Below are 19065 nucleotides of genomic sequence, written 5' to 3' on the forward strand. Positions count from 1 at the left end.
CTTCTTTCTTGGCATCAAACGAGTTCCAACAGGGAATTGGTAGTTTAGCCCGTCTCTACTTTGGGGCTTTTGATCGCATTCCTGATCGTGATGGTCTTGATTATTGGATCAAACAATATAACGCGGGGATGTCTTTATCCTCGATCAGCAATGCCTTTGTTGCGAGCACAGAATTCCAGCAAAAATATAGTGCCATCGATAATGCTCAGTTCATCGATCTGGTCTACCAAAACGTGTTACACCGTCCTGCGGATGCCGCTGGTAAAACCTATTGGGTCAATCAACTCTCTAGCGGCTTTAACCGCGGCGATCTACTCGCTAGCTTTACCGAATCGACTGAGTTCAAAGCCGCTTCACAGGCCAAGGTTTCTCTGACCCTCGACTTCGTCGGCCTGCTTGGGCGTGCTCCTGATCCCGCTACCTTTAATGAATTACTCAATCAACCAAATTCCGACTCTGTTACCCTCATTGGGCAGTTTATTAATTCTAATGAGTATATTGGACGGTTTTTAGAATAAGGTCAGGGACAAGATTTTAGGTCTCAACCCTTCAAAAAGACTGCGTTAGCAGTCTTTTTGATTTGTAGCAAAAGAAATTGATAAATCAATTCCGCTCAAACAAATTCCCCAATCCACCCAATACAGAACCTTCCTCACCACCACGACCGCCACCCATCGATGACGCACCGACGATGCGGTTTGCCATACGAGCTAACGGCAATGACTGTAACCAAACTCGTCCTGGTCCACGTAGCGTCGTAAAGAAAATACCTTCACCGCCAAACAATGCGGTCTTCACGCCACCGACGAATTGGATATCGTAGTCGACGTTGCTAGTGAAGGCAACGACGCACCCTGTGTCAACACGTAAAGTTTCGCCGGGCTGTAGATCCTTGGCGATTAATGCGCCACCAGCGTGTACAAAAGCAAGTCCATCTCCTTCGAGTTTTTGCAAAATAAAACCTTCACCACCAAAGAAACCTGCGCCTAGGCGTTTTTGGAACGCAATGCCCAAAGAAACACCTTTTGCTGCACACAGAAAGGCATCTTTCTGACACAGAATAGTTCCACCTAACTGGTCCAAATGCATAGGAATGATTCTGCCTGGATATGGCGCGCCAAATGCGACTTTGCGTTTGCTATTACCTTGATTTGAATACACCGTCGTGAACAAAGATTCACCAGTTATCAAGCGCTTACCCGCGCCCAATAGCGAACCAAAAATTCCGCCTTGTGAAGCAGAGCCATCACCAAAAATGGTTTCCATTTGAATCTGGTCTTCCATATAAAACATAGAACCAGCTTCACCAACCACGGCTTCGCGCGGATCAAGTTCAATCTCTACGAATTGCATGTCGTCGCCAAAAATTTGATAATCGATTACATCCATTGCCATGTTAATTCCCTCTTGGTTGAGTAAACTTAATTGTGTGAACTTAGTTAGGTTATCTAAATTGTGTGAAACAATTTCTGCAAATAGATAACGATCATGCAGAAAGTAGTCCGCATTTTAACCAGAAATTTATTGGAAAATTCAACAAATTGTCCGGTAAAAATTTTTTAGTAATACCGGAGTTGCGTCGGCAGTTACATCATTTCCAGAAGCGTTTACGCCATGCTAATGCGGGCTGCTCAAGCCAATGCCACGAGCATACCGCACACGCAAAAGTGAGAACAGCGGCGGTTACTATCAGGAGAAGTACACTCCATTCAGGATGGATTAACACTAAGGTCTGCTGAATAGGAAACGCGTACAAATAGACGCCATAGGAATAATCACCAAAGCGATTATATGAACGTATTTTTCCACTAGGGACGTAGGCAAAATAAAATAGACAGTAAGGAAGCGCAAGATAGTACAACATCAAAAAATGATGCCCGCTGATCGCTAAAGCAATTACCCCACACACAACGATGACGCTAATGAGCTTCGTCGACAAACGGATCTGTTGGCGTAACAAATAGTAGGCTGTGCCTATGAAGAAGAACCAAGTAAAACGTAATAGCTGAAAATGCTCAAGCAAGTAGAATTGATCAAGCAACCAAACACTCGCCCCTAAACCAAGCATCGCAATCAACAGAGCAATCACAGCGCTCAAACGTCGTCTCGCATAGACATAAATTACCCAGCTTAGTAGCAGCAAGACATACATACTCAGCTCATAAATCATGCTCCACAATGAACCGTTAACGATACCTCGCAGAAGATTCGTTTCAAATAGCCCAGGAAGATAAAATTCCACACCAAGCATTAAAAAAAAATTTTTCCCAAGATAACGCCAAGTTTGCCAATCGCTAAAATAAGCATTCACATCATGAGTGGTGAGCACTGCACCGAGCACTAGTACTGTCAGCAACAACATCAGCCACAGCGCAGGGAAAATCCGCAAAGCACGTGCCAGTAAATAATCCCCAAGGTGCTGAGTACGAATCAGGCTCGCACCCACTAAAAATCCACTTGCGACAAAGAAGATATCGACCGCCATCGCACCAAGATTTTTACCGACGCTAGCAGCGAATGGCTCAGGCTGGCCGAGCATGGCAAAGCTATGACTAATTAGAACGGCAAATGCTGCCAACAAACGCAATAAATTAAAATTATTGTCTTTGCCGACAGCGAGTTCACCTAAAGTTGGGGATGAAGAAAAAAACTTTGGCACATCAAATGTTAAGCAAGACGTTTCGCCGCAATCGCATTCCCTGCGCGACTGACCGCTTTGCGGCCCAAATGCTGAGAAATAAACTGCCCTGCATCGACCACTTGATCAAGATCGATACCCGTCTCAACACCCAAGCCCTGCATCATGAACAAAACGTCCTCGGTCGACACATTGCCGGTCGCACCTTTCGCATAAGGGCAACCACCCAAGCCAGCCACCGAAGAATGGAAAATGCTCACGCCAACTTCCATGGCCGCATAAATATTCGCCAAGGCTTGGCCGTAGGTATCGTGGAAATGTCCTGAGATTTGCGCTAAAGGATATTCTTGTGCCACACGGTCCATGACAGTTTGCACGTGGCGCGGCGTGCCGACGCCAATGGTGTCAGCGATATCGATTTCATCGCAACCTAGATCACGCATCAGTTTGACCACATCAGCGACTTGCTCTGGCGTGACTTCGCCTTGATACGGACAACCAAACGAGCAACTAATACTGCCACGCAAACGAATGCCATGCTGCTTCGCTGCCGCAGCGACATCGCGAAAACGCTCTATCGATTCGGCAATCGAACAATTAATATTCTTTTGCGCGAAAGCTTCGGACGCCGAGCTAAATATCACGACTTCATCAGCGCCAGCCGCTAAGGCCGCTTCAAACCCTTTCATATTCGGCGTCAAGGCTGAATAAATGACGCCTGCTTTGCGCGTGATGCCGGCCATGACTTCCGTCGAGGTTGCCATCTGCGGCACCCACTTCGGCGACACAAAAGAAGCGGCTTCAATGTTCGCGAAGCCGGCCTTCGTCAAACGATCAACGAGTTCAATTTTAACTTCCGCTGGAATCGTCTCTTTTTCATTTTGCAAGCCATCGCGGGGACCCACTTCGACAATCTTGACGCGCATAGGCAAATTCACTTGTTTCGCTAATACGACCATTTCAATATCCTTTCAACTGGTCAACTAAGCCAGCAACTTTTTCACCACGCTCGAGCGCGGCGATTTTTCCTGCAATTTGTTTGGCACTCTCGTCCCGCACCGTCAACGCTGAAATATGCGGTGTGATATGGATCCGCTTTTCGGACCAGAATGGATGGGCGAGCGGTAGCGGCTCTTCACGAAATACATCAAGCGTCGCCCCTGCAATATGTCCATTTTGAATCAGCTTCAATAAATCGGCATCAACAATATGCGCACCGCGGGCGACGTTAATCACGTAAGCACCCTTCTTCAATTGCGACAGCTTGCTTTCGTCGAGCAAGTTCTCGGTCTCAGTTGTCAGCGGCAAAATGAGCACTAAAACTTTGGTCTGCTGCAAGAAGGAATCCAATCCGGCATCACCATGAAAGCACTGCACACCATCGATCTGCTTCGGCGACCGACTCCAGCCTAACAAAGGAAAACCAAAGACTTTCAAGCCATCAAGAATTCGGTTTCCCAAGGCCCCCAGTCCCAACACGCCGATACTGAAATCGTCTTTACGATGCTGCGGCAAAGGACGCCATTGCTGTTGATCTTGCAGCATTTCATACTCATCGAAGCGGCGGAAATGCCTTAACACCGCATGGCTCACATACTCAGCCATTTGCACACCCATACCGGCATCGTCGACGCGAATCAAAGGCACACCTTGCGGCAAGGCGTCGCCTAATTGCAAGACCGCATCAACACCAGCGCCTAGGTTGAAGATCGCTTTCAAATCTGTACGTCCACGCAACATGGCGGCAGGTGGCTTCCACACTAAGGCATAATCGGCTGGCGCATCATCACCCTCTTCCCAGATACGAATCTGCGCATCAGGAAGATAAGCCCGAAAAGCCTTCAACCACACTTCAGGATCGGCACCACTTGCGTAATAGATGATGTTCATTTTTCTAATCGATCAATTTCGAATGTTGGAAGCTTTTGGGTAAAACCGTAAAATCCTACAGGACACTAACGGGTGACCTTAGCATAAATCATTTCAAGAACGGACTCTGTTTCGGACAACATTTGATTATTCCAAAATCGCAGAACCTCGATACCTTGCAGTGTTAAGAACTGATCGCGGCTTTTGTCATAAGCTTGCTGTTCACTATGTTGGCCACCATCCAATTCAATCGCTAAGCTCTTCTCGATACAATAGAAGTCAAGAATGTATCGCCCTACCGGATGTTGCCTACGAAACTTAGCACCAGCCATTCTCCGATTTCTCAGCAAATACCAAAGCAATTGCTCGGCATCTGGCATATTTTGACGCATTTCTCTGGCGTACTGTTTGAGATCGTCAGGAACTTTGCTCGGATGATGTGGATTGAACACCGTCATGTTGTTATGCGCCCTAATTCCCTTCTCCCGCAAGCGGGAGAAGGGTTAGGGATGAGGGTGGCCGTTCAACGACATACATGATGCTACGCCCATGTCTCGAATACCTAAATATCAAAACGTTCAACAATCGCTGAACCTCCCTCACCCCCGCCCCTCTCCCGCCAGCGGGCGAGGGGAGTTAAATAACTGTTCAAGAATCACTGCTTAAAATTCAACAAAGGCGCACCTTCTGTCACCTGATCACCAACCGCATACAAAACTTCTTCAACGACGCCATCATGTGGTGCAGAGATGGTGTGTTCCATCTTCATCGCTTCCATAATCAACAGCGCCTCACCTTTCTTCACTTCTTGGCCGTTTTTCGCAATCACCGCGACAATCTTGCCGGGCATTGGTGCGGTCAAACGTCCGCCCTCTGCTTCACTTTCGCCAGCGTGTGCCATGACGTCAATGTAGTGCAAAACCGTGTGATGACCTTGTGTGAAGACATGGAACTGCTCACCATCGCGCACTACCGTGCCGCGCATGGTTTGCTCACCCATGGCCAATACCAATTCGTTCGCTGCCTGCGACACCAAACGCACTTGTGTCGACGCGCCGTTCGCCGCCATGGTCCAGCCATCTTGCTCATAGGTGACCGAGAGTGAATGTGTGCCCTGCTCTTCTTCAAACTGCAAACCACGTTGCAACTGCGCGTTCATACGCCAACCGGTGCTGCTCTGCCATGGATCGTTACCGACTTGTTTTTCGCTGGCGATCAATGCCACCGCCGCGAATGCCAAGGTTGATAGATTCGCCGGTGCGACAGCAGGAAACAATGCAGCATGATGGCGCTCGATCAAACCGGTATCTAAATCGGCGCTAGAGAAGGCTTCACCTTGCACTAAACGCGAGAGGAAACCGATATTCGAATTCAAGCCCACAATCTGATATTGCGCCAATGCTTGCGCCATGCGCGCCAAAGCTTCTTTGCGATCTTTGCCCCATACAATCATCTTAGCAATCATAGGATCGTAGAAAGGCGAAATCGTATCGCCTTCACGTACCCCAGAATCGATACGGAACGAAGCGGGATCATTGCTGCCACCGAGTTCGAAGTTAACCGCCTCAGGCGTGCGCATATGACGCAGCGTGCCAATCGACGGGAGGAAACCTTTTTCTGGATTCTCCGCATACACACGTGCTTCGATCGCATGACCATGAATGCGCAATTGATCTTGTTGCAGCGGTAGCTTTTCACCAGCGGCAACGCGCAATTGCCATTCGACCAAATCGGTGCCGGTAATCATTTCTGTGACAGGATGTTCCACCTGCAGACGTGTGTTCATTTCCATAAAGTAGAAAGAACCATCTTGGTTGGCGATGAATTCCACCGTACCTGCGCCAACATAGCCGACTGCTTTCGCTGCCGCCACTGCTGCTTCACCCATTGCTGCACGACGTTCTGCTGTCATACCTGGCGCCGGTGCTTCTTCCAATACTTTTTGATGACGACGTTGCACCGAACAATCGCGTTCAAACAAATACACGCAATTGCCATGCGTATCAGCAAACACTTGGATTTCGATATGGCGCGGACGTTGCAAATACTTTTCGGCGAGAACTTTGTCGTCACCAAAGGAATTGATCGCCTCGCGTTTGCACGATGCCAAACCATCTTTGAAGTCGGCCGCTTTCTCGATCACGCGCATGCCTTTGCCACCACCACCGGCACTGGCTTTCAACAACACCGGATAGCCGATGCGATCCGCCTCGCCTTGCAAGAAATCTGGGTCTTGATTGTCACCATGATAGCCAGGCACCAAAGGTACCTTGGCTTTTTCCATCAAAGACTTCGCTGCGGACTTGCTACCCATCGCCTCAATCGCAGAAGCTGGTGGGCCGATAAAAGCGATCCCCGCTTTGGCACAAGCATTGGCGAACTCACTATTTTCAGACAAGAAACCATAGCCAGGATGGATCGCTTGCGCACCGGTGGCCAACGCCACCTCGACGATCTTATCCGCGCGCAGGTAACTTTCTTTGGCCGGTGCCGGACCAATCAAGACCGCTTCATCACACACCGCCACGTGTTTGGCATTCGCATCGGCTTCGGAATACACCGCCACCGTTTTGATACCCATACGACGCGCAGTCGCAGCAACACGGCAAGCAATTTCGCCACGATTGGCGATGAGGATTTTGCTAAACATGATTTTTGTCTTTCGAAAATTTTTAGAAACTAAAACCACTCACCACAGAGACACGGAGACACAGAGGAAAAACGGAGAAATGCTTAGTTTTCAAAGAAGTATATTGATTTCCCATAAAGAAATTTCTCGCCTTTCTCATGCCCTTCTCTGTGTCTCCGTGTCTCTGTGTTGAGAGGTTTAAAAAATATAATTAACTACAACCACCAGCCTTCTTCTCCACCACACCACGCGTCTTCAAACCTAATTTTTCAAGTAGTACGCGATCGTCTTCTGCTTCTGGATTTTCTGTAGTCAGCAATTTATCGCCGTAGAAAATCGAATTCGCGCCAGCAAGGAAGCACATGGCTTGCACTGCTTCACCCATTTGACGACGGCCTGCCGACAAACGTACACGGGCTTTCGGCATGGTGATACGCGCTACCGCGATGGTGCGTACGAACTCCAGAGGATCGAGTGGATCGAGGCCATGCAAAGGCGTGCCTTCGACTTGCACCAAATGATTCACAGGTACGGATTCAGGATAAGGATTCAAGTTCGCCAATTGCGAAATCAAACCAGCACGTTGGCGACGACTTTCACCCATGCCGACGATACCGCCGCAACACACTTTCAAACCCGCTGTACGCACATGCCCCAAAGTATCCAAACGATCTTGATAATCACGTGTTGAAATCACTTTGTCGTAAAACTCTGGTGCGGTGTCGAGATTGTGGTTGTAGTAATCTAAACCTGCCGCTGCCAAACGCTGTGCTTGTTCTTCTTTGAGCATGCCCAAAGTCGCGCAGGTTTCTAAGCCCATGGCTTTCACTTCGCGCACCATGGTTTCGACTTTTTCCATGTCGCGATCTTTCGGCGAACGCCATGCTGCGCCCATACAGAAACGCGTTGCACCGTTTTCGCGTGCCGCTTTGGCCGCTTCCAACACATCGCGTACATCCATCAACTTCTTCGCTTCGACACCCGTATCGTAGCGCGCCGCTTGTGGGCAATAGCCGCAATCCTCTTCGCATCCGCCGGTTTTAATTGACAACAAGGTCGCGAGTTCAACATCACCGTTCGGGAAATTCTCACGATGGATCTGTTGGGCTTTAAACATAAGGTCATTGAATGGCAACTCAAACAGCGCCATTACTTCATCAACTGGCCAAGTCTCAGCCGTGATAGTCTTTACCGGCACCTGAAACGTCATCGCCTGTGCATTGTCTTTTGCATCACCGATGCCCGCTGTTTGTTCCATGATTGGATCCATATTTGCTTCCTTACTTCAATAAATTCAAATCTAAATACTGACTCGCTTGCGCAACCTGATCGGCAGCTAAGCGCGGCACTACACCTAAACATGGCGCGCCGAGACGCTGCCGTAATGCTTCTACATTCTCATCAAAGAAACGCATTTCCGTATCGACCGTGTTGGCCACCCATGCCGCCAAACGCAAACCGCTAGCGCGAATCGCTTGCGCGGTGAGCAGTGCATGATTGATGCACCCCAAACGCATCCCGACCACCAGAATCACCGGTAAACCCAAACGCTGCGCCAAATCGACGGTACTCGTATCATCATCGAGCGGCACACAAAATCCACCTACACCTTCCACCAAAACCACATCCGCGAGGCCTTGTGCTTGCTGATAGCAGTGCTGAATATGCTGCACATCCATCTTCACGTTTTCTAACTGCGCCACAATATGCGGTGCCGCTGGTGTGCGCATCAAATAAGGCACCACGATTTCCTGCGGTGCTTTGATGCTGGAAGCGGCTACTAAACTATCCACATCTTCATTATGCAAAACACCGTCGACTTCCTCAGCACCAGACGCAATCGGTTTCATGCCCAAGGTCGACAAACCGGCCGCAGCAAAACCACGCAACAAAGCTGCGGTCGTAAAAGTCTTGCCGATCTCGGTATCGGTGCCGGTGATGAAATAATCTTTTGTCCTGTTTTGCATTGCTTAAATCTTTATTTACTCAATCACTTATCACATCGTGACTCTCGTAGGGCTGGTACAACACGCGCTTTTCTCCCTTCTCCCGCAAGCGGGAGAAGGGTTGGGGATGAGGGGCTTTCAGATTCGAGCAACTTCAAATAAAGACTCGTAAAAATCATCTTAAAATTAGCTTTGCACTTCCTGAACCACCCTCACCCTAGCCCTCTCCCGCCCGCGGGAGAGGGAACCTAAAACATCACTCTTCCAAACCATTCACAGCATCAATCAACAAGGCCAAATCTTCTGCCGTATGCGCGGCCGACAAAGTAATGCGCAAACGCGCTGTACCTTCTGGCACCGTTGGCGGCCGTATTGCTGGCACCCAAAAACCTTGTTCGTATAAACTTGCCGCGGCTTTCAAACTTTCGGCATTGTCACCAATCACAATCGGTTGCACCGCTGTATCTGATGGCATGAGCGTCCAACGCTTCAACTTCAAGTCGCGGCGCAGTTGGGCAATCAAAGCCTGCAAATGAGCACGGCGGGCTCGCCCTTCTTCGCCTTGAATAATGTCTAAACTCGTCAACAAGGCATGTGCCAAGGCCGGCGGTGCAGCGGTCGTATAAATATAAGGACGCGCTTTGTTCACCAACCATTCGATCACATCGGCATGTGCCGCCACGAAAGCGCCACCGACACCGGCCGATTTACCCAAGGTGCCCATGTAGACCAGGTTAGGCGAACGCAGATCAAAGTGTTCAAAGACGCCACGCCCATAGTCACCTAAGGCACCAAAGCCATGGGCATCATCAATCACCAACCATGCATTAAACTCTTCGCACAAGGCGAGCAATTCTGGCACGGGGGCTAGATTGCCATCCATACTAAAGACGCTATCGCTGACCACGATTTTCGTCGGAGCAGATGAGGCTTGCAGCAAATTGCGCAGGGTCGCGACATCACCATGCGGATAAACATGCAACTTCGCGCGCGATAATTTGGCGCCATCTATCAAAGACGCATGGTTCAGTGATTCAGAAAATAATTCCGTCTCTTTACCCGAGACAGCTGCCAAACCCGCCAACACGGCGAGATTCGCCATATAACCCGTACAAAAATACAGCGCTTTGGCGTTCACCAAATGTGGCGCGACAAATTCTGCAAGGCGTTCTTCGAGCACAGCGTGAGCGTGACTATGGCCGCTAATTAAGTGTGAAGCACCACTACCGACCCCGTAAAGATCAGCACCTTCTTGCATGGCAGCGATAATCTTTGGATGCGCGGCCAAGCCGAGATAATCATTGCTACAAAACGCCAGCATATCGCGGCCATCAACTTTGACACGCGGCGCACTTGGGCTCTCTGCATGACGTCGACGTCGACGCAAACTCTTGCTGTCTAAAACCGCTAATTCTTTTTGAATTTGATCGAGCAAGATCATACAGTTTCTCCCATCACCTGATCGAAGACTTTCAGCATGCGTTCACCCACCAAACTCACTTCTTCTTGATTCACAATATACGGCGGCATCAAATACACGGTGTTGCCGATCGGGCGCAACAACAATTCTTCTTGCAAAGCCTGCGTAAAGAAACGGCGCGAGAATGTTTTTGCAGCTGGAGCGTTGACATCCTCAAACACGGCATCGAAGGCCCACATCATGCCCTGCTGACGGAAATGTTTGACTTGATGATGTTGCGCGAGCGGCTGCAAAGCCTCTGTGATGCTCGCTGCCTTCAACCGATTTTGCGCCAACACCTCATCGGTCTCGAAAATTTCCAAGGTCGCCAGTGCGGCGCGGCAGGCCAAAGGATTGCCGGTGTAAGAATGTGAATGTAAAAATCCACGACGCACATCGCTATCGTAAAAACCTTGATAAATGTTTTCGCGCGTCATCACCAAAGACAGCGGCAAATAGCCACCACTGATCCCTTTGGATAAGCAAACAAAGTCAGGCCAAATTTGCGCATTTTCGCAAGCGAAGAAAGTGCCCGTGCGGCCACAACCGACCGCAATCTCATCGGCGATCAAATGGACTTGGTATTGATCACACAAAGCGCGCACCAAGCGTAGATATTCCGGATCATGCATGGCGAAACCGGTGGCACATTGCACCAAAGGTTCTAAGATCACCGCAGCGATCTTGCCAACGCGTTCCTGCAAACAGCGTTCCATATCGGCTGCCGCACGGCGCGCGACATCCATCGCTGTTTCACCTTCTTGTGCCTGGCGCGCATCTGGCGAAGCGACCACGTGGGCGTTGCGGATCATCGGCCCGTAAGCATCGCGGAATAAAGCCACATCCGTTACTGCCAGCGCGCCTATGGTCTCTCCGTGATAACTGCCTTTCAGGCAAATAAATTCTTGCTTCTCGGTTTGACCTTGATTGCGCCAAAAATGGAAACTCATCTTCAAAGCGATTTCGGTGGCAGATGCGCCATCCGAGGCGTAAAAGCAGTGACCAAGCACGCCGCCGGTCAAGGCCGACAATTTTTCGGATAGACGAATCACCGGCTCGTGCGTAAAACCCGCCAACATCGCATGTTCCAATTGATCGAGCTGATCTTTGAGTGCTGTGTTGATACGTGGATTCGCGTGGCCGAACAAATTCACCCACCAAGAGCTAATGCCATCGAGATAGCGCTTGCCCTCCATGTCGACCAGCCAGGCGCCACGACCATGACTCACCGGAATCAAAGGCATAGTCTCGTGATGCTGCATCTGAGTGCACGGATGCCACACGCTTTGCAGACTGCGCTCTATCCATGATGTGCTAGCTGATGTATTCACTGCGTTCAAATTTGTTCCTGATTTCTTCAAAACCAACTTCTCTGTTTTGCATCAAACTGCTTACTTCTATGTCTTGCTGTCTTACCGGAATGCGCCGGTTCAAGTCCTGCATTTTTTGTAGGGCGGGTGCAACCCGCGCTGTTGCTCAATGGTTAGGCGGCGCGGGTTGCACCCGCCCTACGGTTTTGCTCTTAATCCCCTCTCCCGCGAGCGGGAGAGGGTTAGGGTGAGGGTATTTTAGAATTCTGTAGTGTTAGTACTACGCTTACTTTTCAGCAACCCAAACCTCCCTCATCCCCTGCCCTAATTTACAAACCCGCCGCTTGCGGGAGAAGGGAGTAAAAATCCCCTAAAATTGCAATCCAACCAAAACCTATCATTATACTTGATCACCCCAACCAGCTCGGCTTACGCTTCTCGAGGAAGGAACGCACGCCTTCACGACCCTCATCCGAGGCGCGAATCATGGCAATCCCTTCTACTGTATTTGCAATCAAGTCCGGCGTAATTTCACGACCACCGACATCGCACACCAAAACCTTCGCTTGGGCGACCGCGTTGGGACTATTGGTCACCAAAGCTTTCACGATCTCTGCCACTTTGCTTTGCAAAGCATCAGCGGCGACCACTTCATGCACGAAGCCCATACGCAGAGCCTGTGCCGCATCAAAACGCTCTGCCGTTAAAAAGTAACGGCGAGCGGCATTTTCACCCATGGCTTTGATGACATACGGTGAAATCGTGGCAGGAATCAAACCTAACTTGACTTCACTCAAGCAGAACTGTGCAGTATCGACAGAAACGATCACATCACAAGCCGCCACCAAGCCCATGCCACCGGCATAGCAATCGCCTTGAATTTGCGCCACCACAGGTTTCGCGCAAGTATAAATGGCAGATAGCATCGCGGCCAAAGCACCCGCATCGGCCACATTCTCCGCATGCGTATAGTCCGCCATCTTCTTCATCCAATTGAGATCAGCACCCGCGCAAAACGCAGGACCATTGGCTGCCAACACAATCGCGCGAATACTGGTATCGCCACTTAATTCGTTAAACACCTGCGTGATCTCAGCAATCGTCGTCTCATTAAAGGCATTGCGTACATCAGGACGATTGAGGGTAACGGTGGCAACTTTGTTGTCGCGCGTGAGGGTGAGGGTTTGGTACATAAGACTTCCTTGTTACGATTTTCTACAACTTTTCTGGAGGTACGGACACTGCGAAAAATTCAATGATCGGGATGCAGTGCAAGGCGCACACCGGAGCAATATGTCGATATTGCGAGGATTTGCAACGCCGCAATGCGCCCGAGCATTGGATTTAGCGTAGTGGACGTCACATTCTGAATATCCCAAACTTAGCATCTGGTATTGGAGCGTTAAGCGCAGCGCTCAAGCCCAATCCCAACACCATACGCGTATCCGCTGGATCAATCACACCGTCATCCCACAAGCGTGCTGATGCGTAGTAGGGATGGCCTTGGTGTTCGTATTGATCTTTGATCGGTTGTTTAAACGTCGCTTCTTCTTCGGCACTCCAGCTACCGCCTTTGGCCTCAATGCCATCACGACGCACGGTTGCCAACACGCTCGCGGCTTGCTCGCCGCCCATGACGGAAATACGGGCGTTCGGCCACATCCACATGAAACGCGGTGAATAAGCACGGCCGCACATACCGTAGTTACCTGCGCCGAAACTGCCGCCAATAATCACGGTGAATTTCGGCACATTTGCTGTCGCCACTGCCGTCACCATCTTGGCGCCATTGCGTGCGATACCTTCGTTTTCATATTTACGGCCGACCATAAAGCCGGTGATATTTTGCAAGAACACCAGCGGGATCTTACGTTGGCAGCACAGTTCAATGAAGTGCGTGCCTTTCAATGCGGCTTCGGAGAACAAGATGCCGTTGTTGGCGACGATACCGACGGGCATGCCGTGAATATGCGCGAAACCACAGACCAGCGTCGTGCCGTAACGTGCTTTAAATTCGTCAAAGTGGCTACCATCCACGATGCGGGCGATCACTTCACGCACATCGAAAGGTTTGCGTGTATCGACTGGAATCACGCCATACAATTCACTGGCCGGATATTTCGGTTCTTCCACCTCTTTCAGCACCACGGTCTGTGGCTTCTGACGATTTAAATGCGAAACGATGCCGCGCGCCAAAGACAGCGCATGGGTATCATTTTGCGCGAGATGATCGGCGACACCAGACAAACGCGTATGCACATCACCACCACCGAGGTCTTCCGCACTCACCACTTCACCAGTCGCGGCTTTCACCAAAGGCGGGCCGGCCAAGAAAATCGTGCCTTGATCTTTGACGATAATCGACTCATCGCTCATGGCTGGCACGTAAGCGCCACCAGCGGTACAAGAGCCCATCACCACTGCGATTTGCGGAATGTCTTTGGCAGACATATTGGCTTGGTTGTAGAAAATACGGCCGAAGTGATCGCGATCTGGGAACACTTCGTCTTGATTCGGCAAGTTCGCACCACCGCTGTCGACGAGATAGATGCAAGGCAAATTGTTTTGCTCGGCAATCTCTTGCGCACGCAAATGTTTTTTCACCGTCATCGGGAAATACGTACCACCTTTTACCGTGGCATCGTTACACACGATCACACATTCTTGTCCGGCCACACGACCGATACCCGTGATCACACCCGCACTTGGCGCCGCATCCGCATCGTTCTTTTCTTTATACATATTGAACGCGGCCAGTTGCGAGAATTCGAGGAAGGGCGTACCCGGATCGAGCAACATTTGCACGCGATCACGCGGTAGCAACTTACCGCGCGCCAAATGTTTTTCGCGTGCTGCCTCGCCGCCGCCTAAAGAGATTTGGGCGATTTTCGCCTTGAGATCATCAACGATCAGCTGCATCGCCGCTGCATTGGCTTTGAAATCATCAGAGCGAGGGTTCAATTTAGAATCTAATGTTGTCATAATTTTTTATCCGAAAAACTGCAAAAAATACTTAAAAGATTGCGGCGCAGAGCTTCTATTTTAGTGACGGTCTCGCAAGCTTCTAGAATCTTCGTCATTCCCGCGAAAGCGGGAATCCACGTGGATCTCAAGCCTTTGATGCAAATGAACATGGATTCCCGCTTTCGCGGGAATGACGATCACACGTATCAACTTCTACACTCGTGATAAGTGTCTCAATTCATTCTTAATTCCAAATTTCAGTGACTCTACGACTACGAACTTTCATTTCTTATTCGTAAATTCCATCCACATAAAACCACTTACCATCGAACTTCACGAAGCGACTCTTTTCGTGCAAACGATGGGCTTTGCCACCAATTTTGTAACGCGCGACAAATTCCACCATCGCTTCTTTTTCTTGTGCTGTGTGCTTTTTTACTTCCAATCCTAACCACTTGGTTCCGCCACCATCGGTGATGCGTTCATGAGGGCAAGTTCTTTCGTCCCACGTCGCTCGCAAATACGCTTCGTCGTTGAGCGTGTAGGCGGTGTAACGTGAGCGCATTAATGCTTCTGCAGTTGGTGCGACTTCTGCGCCGCTGATATAGCGATTGCAGCATGCATTGAATTCTTTATTTGTGCCACAGGGGCAGATTGTTTTACTCACGTTTTACCTATTTTTTCTTTGTAGGGCGGATGCAAGCCGCGCTACATTTTTAAAAAATCTAATGCGAAATTGGTTAATCTTCTGATCGAACATAACGAACATATGACTCACTCACTTGATCCCACAAATGAAGGCAATTACAACCATTGCATTTAATAAGTTCTTGAGATTCGAACCACATATCTAATACGTCATCAGTGCTGATAGGGTTATTTAAAGCGTCAACTTGTGTATCTGAAATCAAATGAAATATCTCATGCCCTTCAAATGAATTTGTTCTTACTACATAACCACATTCGCAAAGAAATTTACTCGCCATAGAATTCTCGTTCTTTGAGCAACATCGTCCTTATTGAAAAGAAACGCGATTTTTGTACATACATTCTTTGAATCCTTACTCACTAGTCTTTGTTCCTCTCTTTTACCACCGTAGGCTCAGTAGTTGTTCAACCATTTGGTGACAAAGATTGCACCAGCCCTATTTTTCCTCTACCGAAATCGATTCTATACAAACTCGACACATACAGGTCGGGGGTGGCCCGACAGCCAGTTACCTTTTTTGCTTCGCAAAAAAAGGTAACCCAAAAAAGGCGACCGCACTAAGTCGCCCTTCGGGTTCCCAATGCTGCACAACAAAAAATGGGAAAGTGTTGAAACTCGCCTTCGGCTCAAACAACAACACTTTCTTTTTCCATTTTCTGTTGCGCATCATTGGCGACTTAGAAGCGGAAAAACCAAAACCTCCGAGCTTCTTCACGACGACCAATCTCAATACACCAGTAATTCATCTTTCCGAATCTGCGACTTCTCCATATCCCACTTCTCTTACTGAAATTTTTCTCCCCAGCTTCGCAATTCATCTAGTCGTTTTTTCATCTCTACCCCATTTGAATTTACAAATCCAAATGAACCACCAAACGATACAAGGTCATGTTCTTCCGGAAAAAACACATACTCTATGCCAGCAAGCAAACCCAAACTACAGTTACCAATCCCATAAGGAATATCTCTAACGATTCCCGATCGAGGTGGTTCACCTTTAAAGATCTCCCTTACTTCAAACTTCGCTTCGACCACTTCTCCCACTTCAGAAAGATTGTCTGGATTACGAAACTGTACAATCTTTGTTTCAATAATTCTTGCCCGAAAAACTGACTTTGCCTTTGTGAACAGTTCTTCCTCAGTGTATTTTTTCGATGAAGAACATGCCTCAGCCAAAGGTGCAATTAGGATTACAATAAAAACACACAAGAGATTTTTTACGTTGCGCACTTTCATTTCTTACTTTCTTTCACCGCCGCAGGCGCACCAGCTGCTTTCCATGCGCCGAAGCCGCCATCAATGTGGGCGACGTTTTCTAGGCCCATGTCTTGCACTGTCTTCGTCGTCAATGCACTGCGCCAGCCGGCTGCGCAGAATAGGATGAATTCTTTTTGTTCGCCGAATACAGGTTTGAAATAAGGTGAATCTGGGTCAACCCAAAATTCGATCATGCCGCGCGGTGCGTGGAAGGCGCCTGGGATGATGCCTTCGCGTTCCAATTCACGAATATCACGGACGTCGACAAATTGCACATTCGGATCTGCTAGTTTCGCTTGTGCTTCGGCCACGCTATAGGTTTTGATCTGCGCGTTGGCTTCTTCCACTAATTGTTTGTAGCCTTTTTTCATGTCTCTTCCAATTTTGCTACTTCATCTCGTAGGGCGGGTGCAACCCGCGCGGCTTAGGTGCTGAACGTGCTGGCGGCGCGGGTTGCACCCGCACTACAAAAACTCAAAATCCGCCTGTAGCCAACCATTTTTCTAATTGCGGCAATCTATCATTGCCCCAGAATGGCTCGCCATCGACGATCACCCATGGTGCGCCGAATACGCCTTTCCCGACTGCTTCTTCGCAAGCCTCGGCCAGTTGCGCTTTATAGCGTTCGTCCTTACATGCGGCAGCAGCCGCTGCGCCATCTAGACCCATTTGATCTACATATTCTGCTAACCACGCAATATCATTCAAACCAGCGGGACCTGAGAAATAGGTCTTGGTCACACCACGCGTAAATTCACCGACGCGCTCTGGCGCGACTTCTTTCATCCATAAACAAACGCGTGCGGTGTTTTGCGTATTAATCGGAAATGGTTTCGGCAAAATAAACGGCAAACCTGCGAAACGAGCTGAGCGCTCCATGTCTTGCTGGTGATAACTCGCCATGATAGGCGGACGCATCGTCAATGGACTTGAGTTGGTGGTCTTGAACACCACACCCAATAGCATCGGTTTCCATTCGATCTCACGACCATATTTCGCTGCGAGCTCTTCGATCACTTGCGTGGTCAAATAGGCATAAGGTGAAACGTAATCAAACCAGTATTCAATGCGATTACTCATTCGCACTCCTCAAATTATCCATACAAAAAAGTTACTTTCGTAAACTCAATCGATCAATCCATCAACCCACGGCCAATCAAAATCTTCTGAATATCCGAACTACCTTCGTAGATCTGGCACACGCGTACATCGCGATAAATACGTTCGACGGGAAAGTCGCTGACATAGCCATAACCGCCGTGAATTTGTATCGCATCGGAACACACTTTTTCTGCCATTTCCGACGCAAACAATTTCGCCATGGCTGCTTCTTTTAAGCATGGCTTACCTGCATCTTTCATGCTTGCTGCATGCCAAATCAATTGGCGTGCGGCTTCGATTTGTGTCGCCATGTCGGCCAAGCGGAATTGCACCGCTTGATGTTCAAAAATAGGCTTACCAAAAGTCCGACGGTCTTTCGCATAAGTCAGGGCTGCCTCAAATGCGGCGCGTGCCATACCGACTGATTGCGAAGCGATACCGATGCGGCCACCTTCCAAGCCAGACAAGGCGATCTTGTAGCCCATACCTTCTTCGCCAATCAAATTAGCAGCGGGGATGCGGCAGTTTTCGAACAAGATTTGTGCGGTGTCGGACGAGTGCTGGCCCATTTTATGCTCAAGGCTGGCAACGATATAACCTGGCGTTTTGGTATCGACCCAGAATGCACTAATCCCTTTTTTACCCGCAGCTTTGTCGGTCACCGCCATCACAATCGCTACGTCAGCGTGCTTGCCGCTGGTGATGAATTGCTTCACGCCGTTCAACACGTATTCGTCGCCTTCGCCGCCTTTTTCTAACCTCGCGGTAGTACGCAAATCAGCGGCGTCACTGCCTGCATGCGGTTCGGTCAAACAAAATGCGCCGAGTTTTTCGCCGCTGGCGAGTGGACGTAACCATTGTTCTTTTTGTTCTGCGTTGGCATACATCATACCTATGCTGCAAACGGGGCAGTTATTCACGGATACGACAGTAGAAGTACCGCCATCACCAGCAGCGATTTCTTCCAGTACCAGTGCCAAAGACAAATAGTCCATCCCTGCACCACCAAATTCTTCGGGCACGGCAACACCGTAGGCGCCCATGGCCGCGAGTTCTTTTAATTCCTCAGCAGGGAAATGGTGTTCTTTATCCCAGCGTGCAGCATTTGGTGTGATGCGCTCTTGTACAAAGCTACGCACGGCGTCGCGGATCATTTCGTGTTCTGATGTTAGTTGCATGTGTT

18 protein-coding genes are annotated in these 19065 nt (G+C 49.3%); 1 reads left to right on the top strand and 17 read right to left on the bottom strand.

Annotated features, from left to right (window positions below):
• A partial coding sequence (locus tag KDM92_RS14965; RefSeq protein ID WP_212685252.1) for a DUF4214 domain-containing protein occupies nt 1–518 on the top strand: 518 nt, incomplete at its 5' end.
• A gap of 85 nt (nt 519–603) precedes the next feature.
• Here the strand turns inward: KDM92_RS14965 and KDM92_RS14970 are convergent.
• From KDM92_RS14970 to KDM92_RS15050, 17 genes are all read right to left on the bottom strand, one after another.
• Entirely contained in the window at nt 604–1395 is a 792-nt protein-coding gene (locus KDM92_RS14970; RefSeq protein WP_212685253.1) for a TIGR00266 family protein, read from the bottom strand.
• 196 nt (nt 1396–1591) lie between these two features.
• Entirely contained in the window at nt 1592–2659 is a 1068-nt protein-coding gene (locus KDM92_RS14975; RefSeq protein ID WP_212685254.1) for an acyltransferase family protein, read from the bottom strand.
• Between the two features lie 8 nt (nt 2660–2667).
• Nucleotides 2668–3597 (bottom strand): hydroxymethylglutaryl-CoA lyase, encoded by a 930-nt coding sequence (locus KDM92_RS14980; RefSeq protein WP_230408371.1) that lies wholly within the window; start codon nt 3595–3597, stop codon nt 2668–2670.
• 1 nt (nt 3598) lies between these two features.
• Complete coding sequence (locus KDM92_RS14985; protein ID WP_212685255.1) at nt 3599–4528, bottom strand: 2-hydroxyacid dehydrogenase; 930 nt, start codon at nt 4526–4528, stop codon at nt 3599–3601.
• A 65-nt stretch (nt 4529–4593) separates the two neighbouring features.
• A complete protein-coding gene (locus tag KDM92_RS14990) occupies nt 4594–4965 on the bottom strand; it encodes an endonuclease domain-containing protein (RefSeq protein WP_212685256.1) in 372 nt (123 codons plus the stop codon).
• Between the two features lie 197 nt (nt 4966–5162).
• The gene (locus tag KDM92_RS14995) at nt 5163–7157 is read right to left on the bottom strand and encodes an acetyl/propionyl/methylcrotonyl-CoA carboxylase subunit alpha (RefSeq protein ID WP_212685257.1); all 1995 of its coding nucleotides are present in this window, start codon (nt 7155–7157) and stop codon (nt 5163–5165) included.
• A 190-nt stretch (nt 7158–7347) separates the two neighbouring features.
• Nucleotides 7348–8394 (bottom strand): biotin synthase BioB, encoded by a 1047-nt coding sequence (gene bioB, locus KDM92_RS15000; RefSeq protein ID WP_212685353.1) that lies wholly within the window; start codon nt 8392–8394, stop codon nt 7348–7350.
• A 22-nt stretch (nt 8395–8416) separates the two neighbouring features.
• Entirely contained in the window at nt 8417–9103 is a 687-nt protein-coding gene (gene bioD, locus KDM92_RS15005; protein WP_212685258.1) for a dethiobiotin synthase, read from the bottom strand.
• A 235-nt stretch (nt 9104–9338) separates the two neighbouring features.
• Nucleotides 9339–10523, bottom strand: a complete 1185-nt coding sequence (gene bioF / locus KDM92_RS15010; RefSeq protein ID WP_212685259.1) for an 8-amino-7-oxononanoate synthase — start codon at nt 10521–10523, stop codon at nt 9339–9341.
• On the bottom strand, nt 10520–11872 hold the full coding sequence (bioA, locus tag KDM92_RS15015; protein ID WP_212685354.1) for an adenosylmethionine--8-amino-7-oxononanoate transaminase: 1353 nt from the start codon (nt 11870–11872) through the stop codon (nt 10520–10522). The genes bioF and bioA overlap by 4 nt, the downstream gene beginning before the upstream one ends.
• Nucleotides 11873–12261: 389 nt before the next feature.
• Nucleotides 12262–13044 carry an enoyl-CoA hydratase/isomerase family protein gene (locus KDM92_RS15020; protein ID WP_212685260.1) on the bottom strand — a complete coding sequence of 261 codons (783 nt, stop codon included), beginning with the start codon at nt 13042–13044 and terminating at the stop codon, nt 12262–12264.
• A gap of 166 nt (nt 13045–13210) precedes the next feature.
• A complete protein-coding gene (locus tag KDM92_RS15025; RefSeq protein WP_212685261.1) occupies nt 13211–14833 on the bottom strand; it encodes a carboxyl transferase domain-containing protein in 1623 nt (540 codons plus the stop codon).
• A 271-nt stretch (nt 14834–15104) separates the two neighbouring features.
• The gene (locus KDM92_RS15030; protein ID WP_329603166.1) at nt 15105–15482 is read right to left on the bottom strand and encodes a YchJ family protein; all 378 of its coding nucleotides are present in this window, start codon (nt 15480–15482) and stop codon (nt 15105–15107) included.
• Between the two features lie 825 nt (nt 15483–16307).
• Nucleotides 16308–16760 (bottom strand): hypothetical protein, encoded by a 453-nt coding sequence (locus KDM92_RS15035; protein ID WP_212685262.1) that lies wholly within the window; start codon nt 16758–16760, stop codon nt 16308–16310.
• On the bottom strand, nt 16757–17152 hold the full coding sequence (locus KDM92_RS15040) for a rhodanese-like domain-containing protein (protein WP_212685263.1): 396 nt from the start codon (nt 17150–17152) through the stop codon (nt 16757–16759). Before KDM92_RS15040 ends, KDM92_RS15035 begins: the two co-directional genes overlap by 4 nt.
• Before the next feature lie 103 nt (nt 17153–17255).
• Entirely contained in the window at nt 17256–17861 is a 606-nt protein-coding gene (locus tag KDM92_RS15045) for a 2-hydroxychromene-2-carboxylate isomerase (RefSeq protein WP_212685264.1), read from the bottom strand.
• 53 nt (nt 17862–17914) lie between these two features.
• Nucleotides 17915–19060, bottom strand: coding sequence for an acyl-CoA dehydrogenase family protein (locus KDM92_RS15050; protein WP_212685265.1), 1146 nt, complete (start codon nt 19058–19060; stop codon nt 17915–17917).
• Nucleotides 19061–19065: the final 5 nt, after the last annotated feature.

It is taken from the genome of Affinundibacterium baiyunense, assembly GCF_018139645.1.
In the GTDB taxonomy this organism is placed as follows: Bacteria; Pseudomonadota; Gammaproteobacteria; order Burkholderiales; family Burkholderiaceae_D; genus Undibacterium; species Undibacterium baiyunense.

Bases quoted from the DNA above. Each gene is read 5' to 3' on its own strand.
- KDM92_RS14970 (WP_212685253.1), bottom strand. From the start codon at position 1,395: ATGGCAATGGATGTAATCGATTATCAAATTTTTGGCGACGACATGCAA.
- KDM92_RS14980 (WP_230408371.1), bottom strand. From the start codon at position 3,597: ATGGTCGTATTAGCGAAACAAGTGAATTTGCCTATGCGCGTCAAGATT.
- KDM92_RS14985 (WP_212685255.1), bottom strand. From the start codon at position 4,528: ATGAACATCATCTATTACGCAAGTGGTGCCGATCCTGAAGTGTGGTTG.
- KDM92_RS14990 (WP_212685256.1), bottom strand. From the start codon at position 4,965: ATGACGGTGTTCAATCCACATCATCCGAGCAAAGTTCCTGACGATCTC.
- KDM92_RS14995 (WP_212685257.1), bottom strand. From the start codon at position 7,157: ATGTTTAGCAAAATCCTCATCGCCAATCGTGGCGAAATTGCTTGCCGT.
- bioB (WP_212685353.1), bottom strand. From the start codon at position 8,394: ATGGAACAAACAGCGGGCATCGGTGATGCAAAAGACAATGCACAGGCG.
- bioD (WP_212685258.1), bottom strand. From the start codon at position 9,103: ATGCAAAACAGGACAAAAGATTATTTCATCACCGGCACCGATACCGAG.
- bioF (WP_212685259.1), bottom strand. From the start codon at position 10,523: ATGATCTTGCTCGATCAAATTCAAAAAGAATTAGCGGTTTTAGACAGC.
- KDM92_RS15020 (WP_212685260.1), bottom strand. From the start codon at position 13,044: ATGTACCAAACCCTCACCCTCACGCGCGACAACAAAGTTGCCACCGTT.
- KDM92_RS15025 (WP_212685261.1), bottom strand. From the start codon at position 14,833: ATGACAACATTAGATTCTAAATTGAACCCTCGCTCTGATGATTTCAAA.
- KDM92_RS15035 (WP_212685262.1), bottom strand. From the start codon at position 16,760: ATGAAAGTGCGCAACGTAAAAAATCTCTTGTGTGTTTTTATTGTAATC.
- KDM92_RS15040 (WP_212685263.1), bottom strand. From the start codon at position 17,152: ATGAAAAAAGGCTACAAACAATTAGTGGAAGAAGCCAACGCGCAGATC.
- KDM92_RS15045 (WP_212685264.1), bottom strand. From the start codon at position 17,861: ATGAGTAATCGCATTGAATACTGGTTTGATTACGTTTCACCTTATGCC.
- KDM92_RS15050 (WP_212685265.1), bottom strand. From the start codon at position 19,060: ATGCAACTAACATCAGAACACGAAATGATCCGCGACGCCGTGCGTAGC.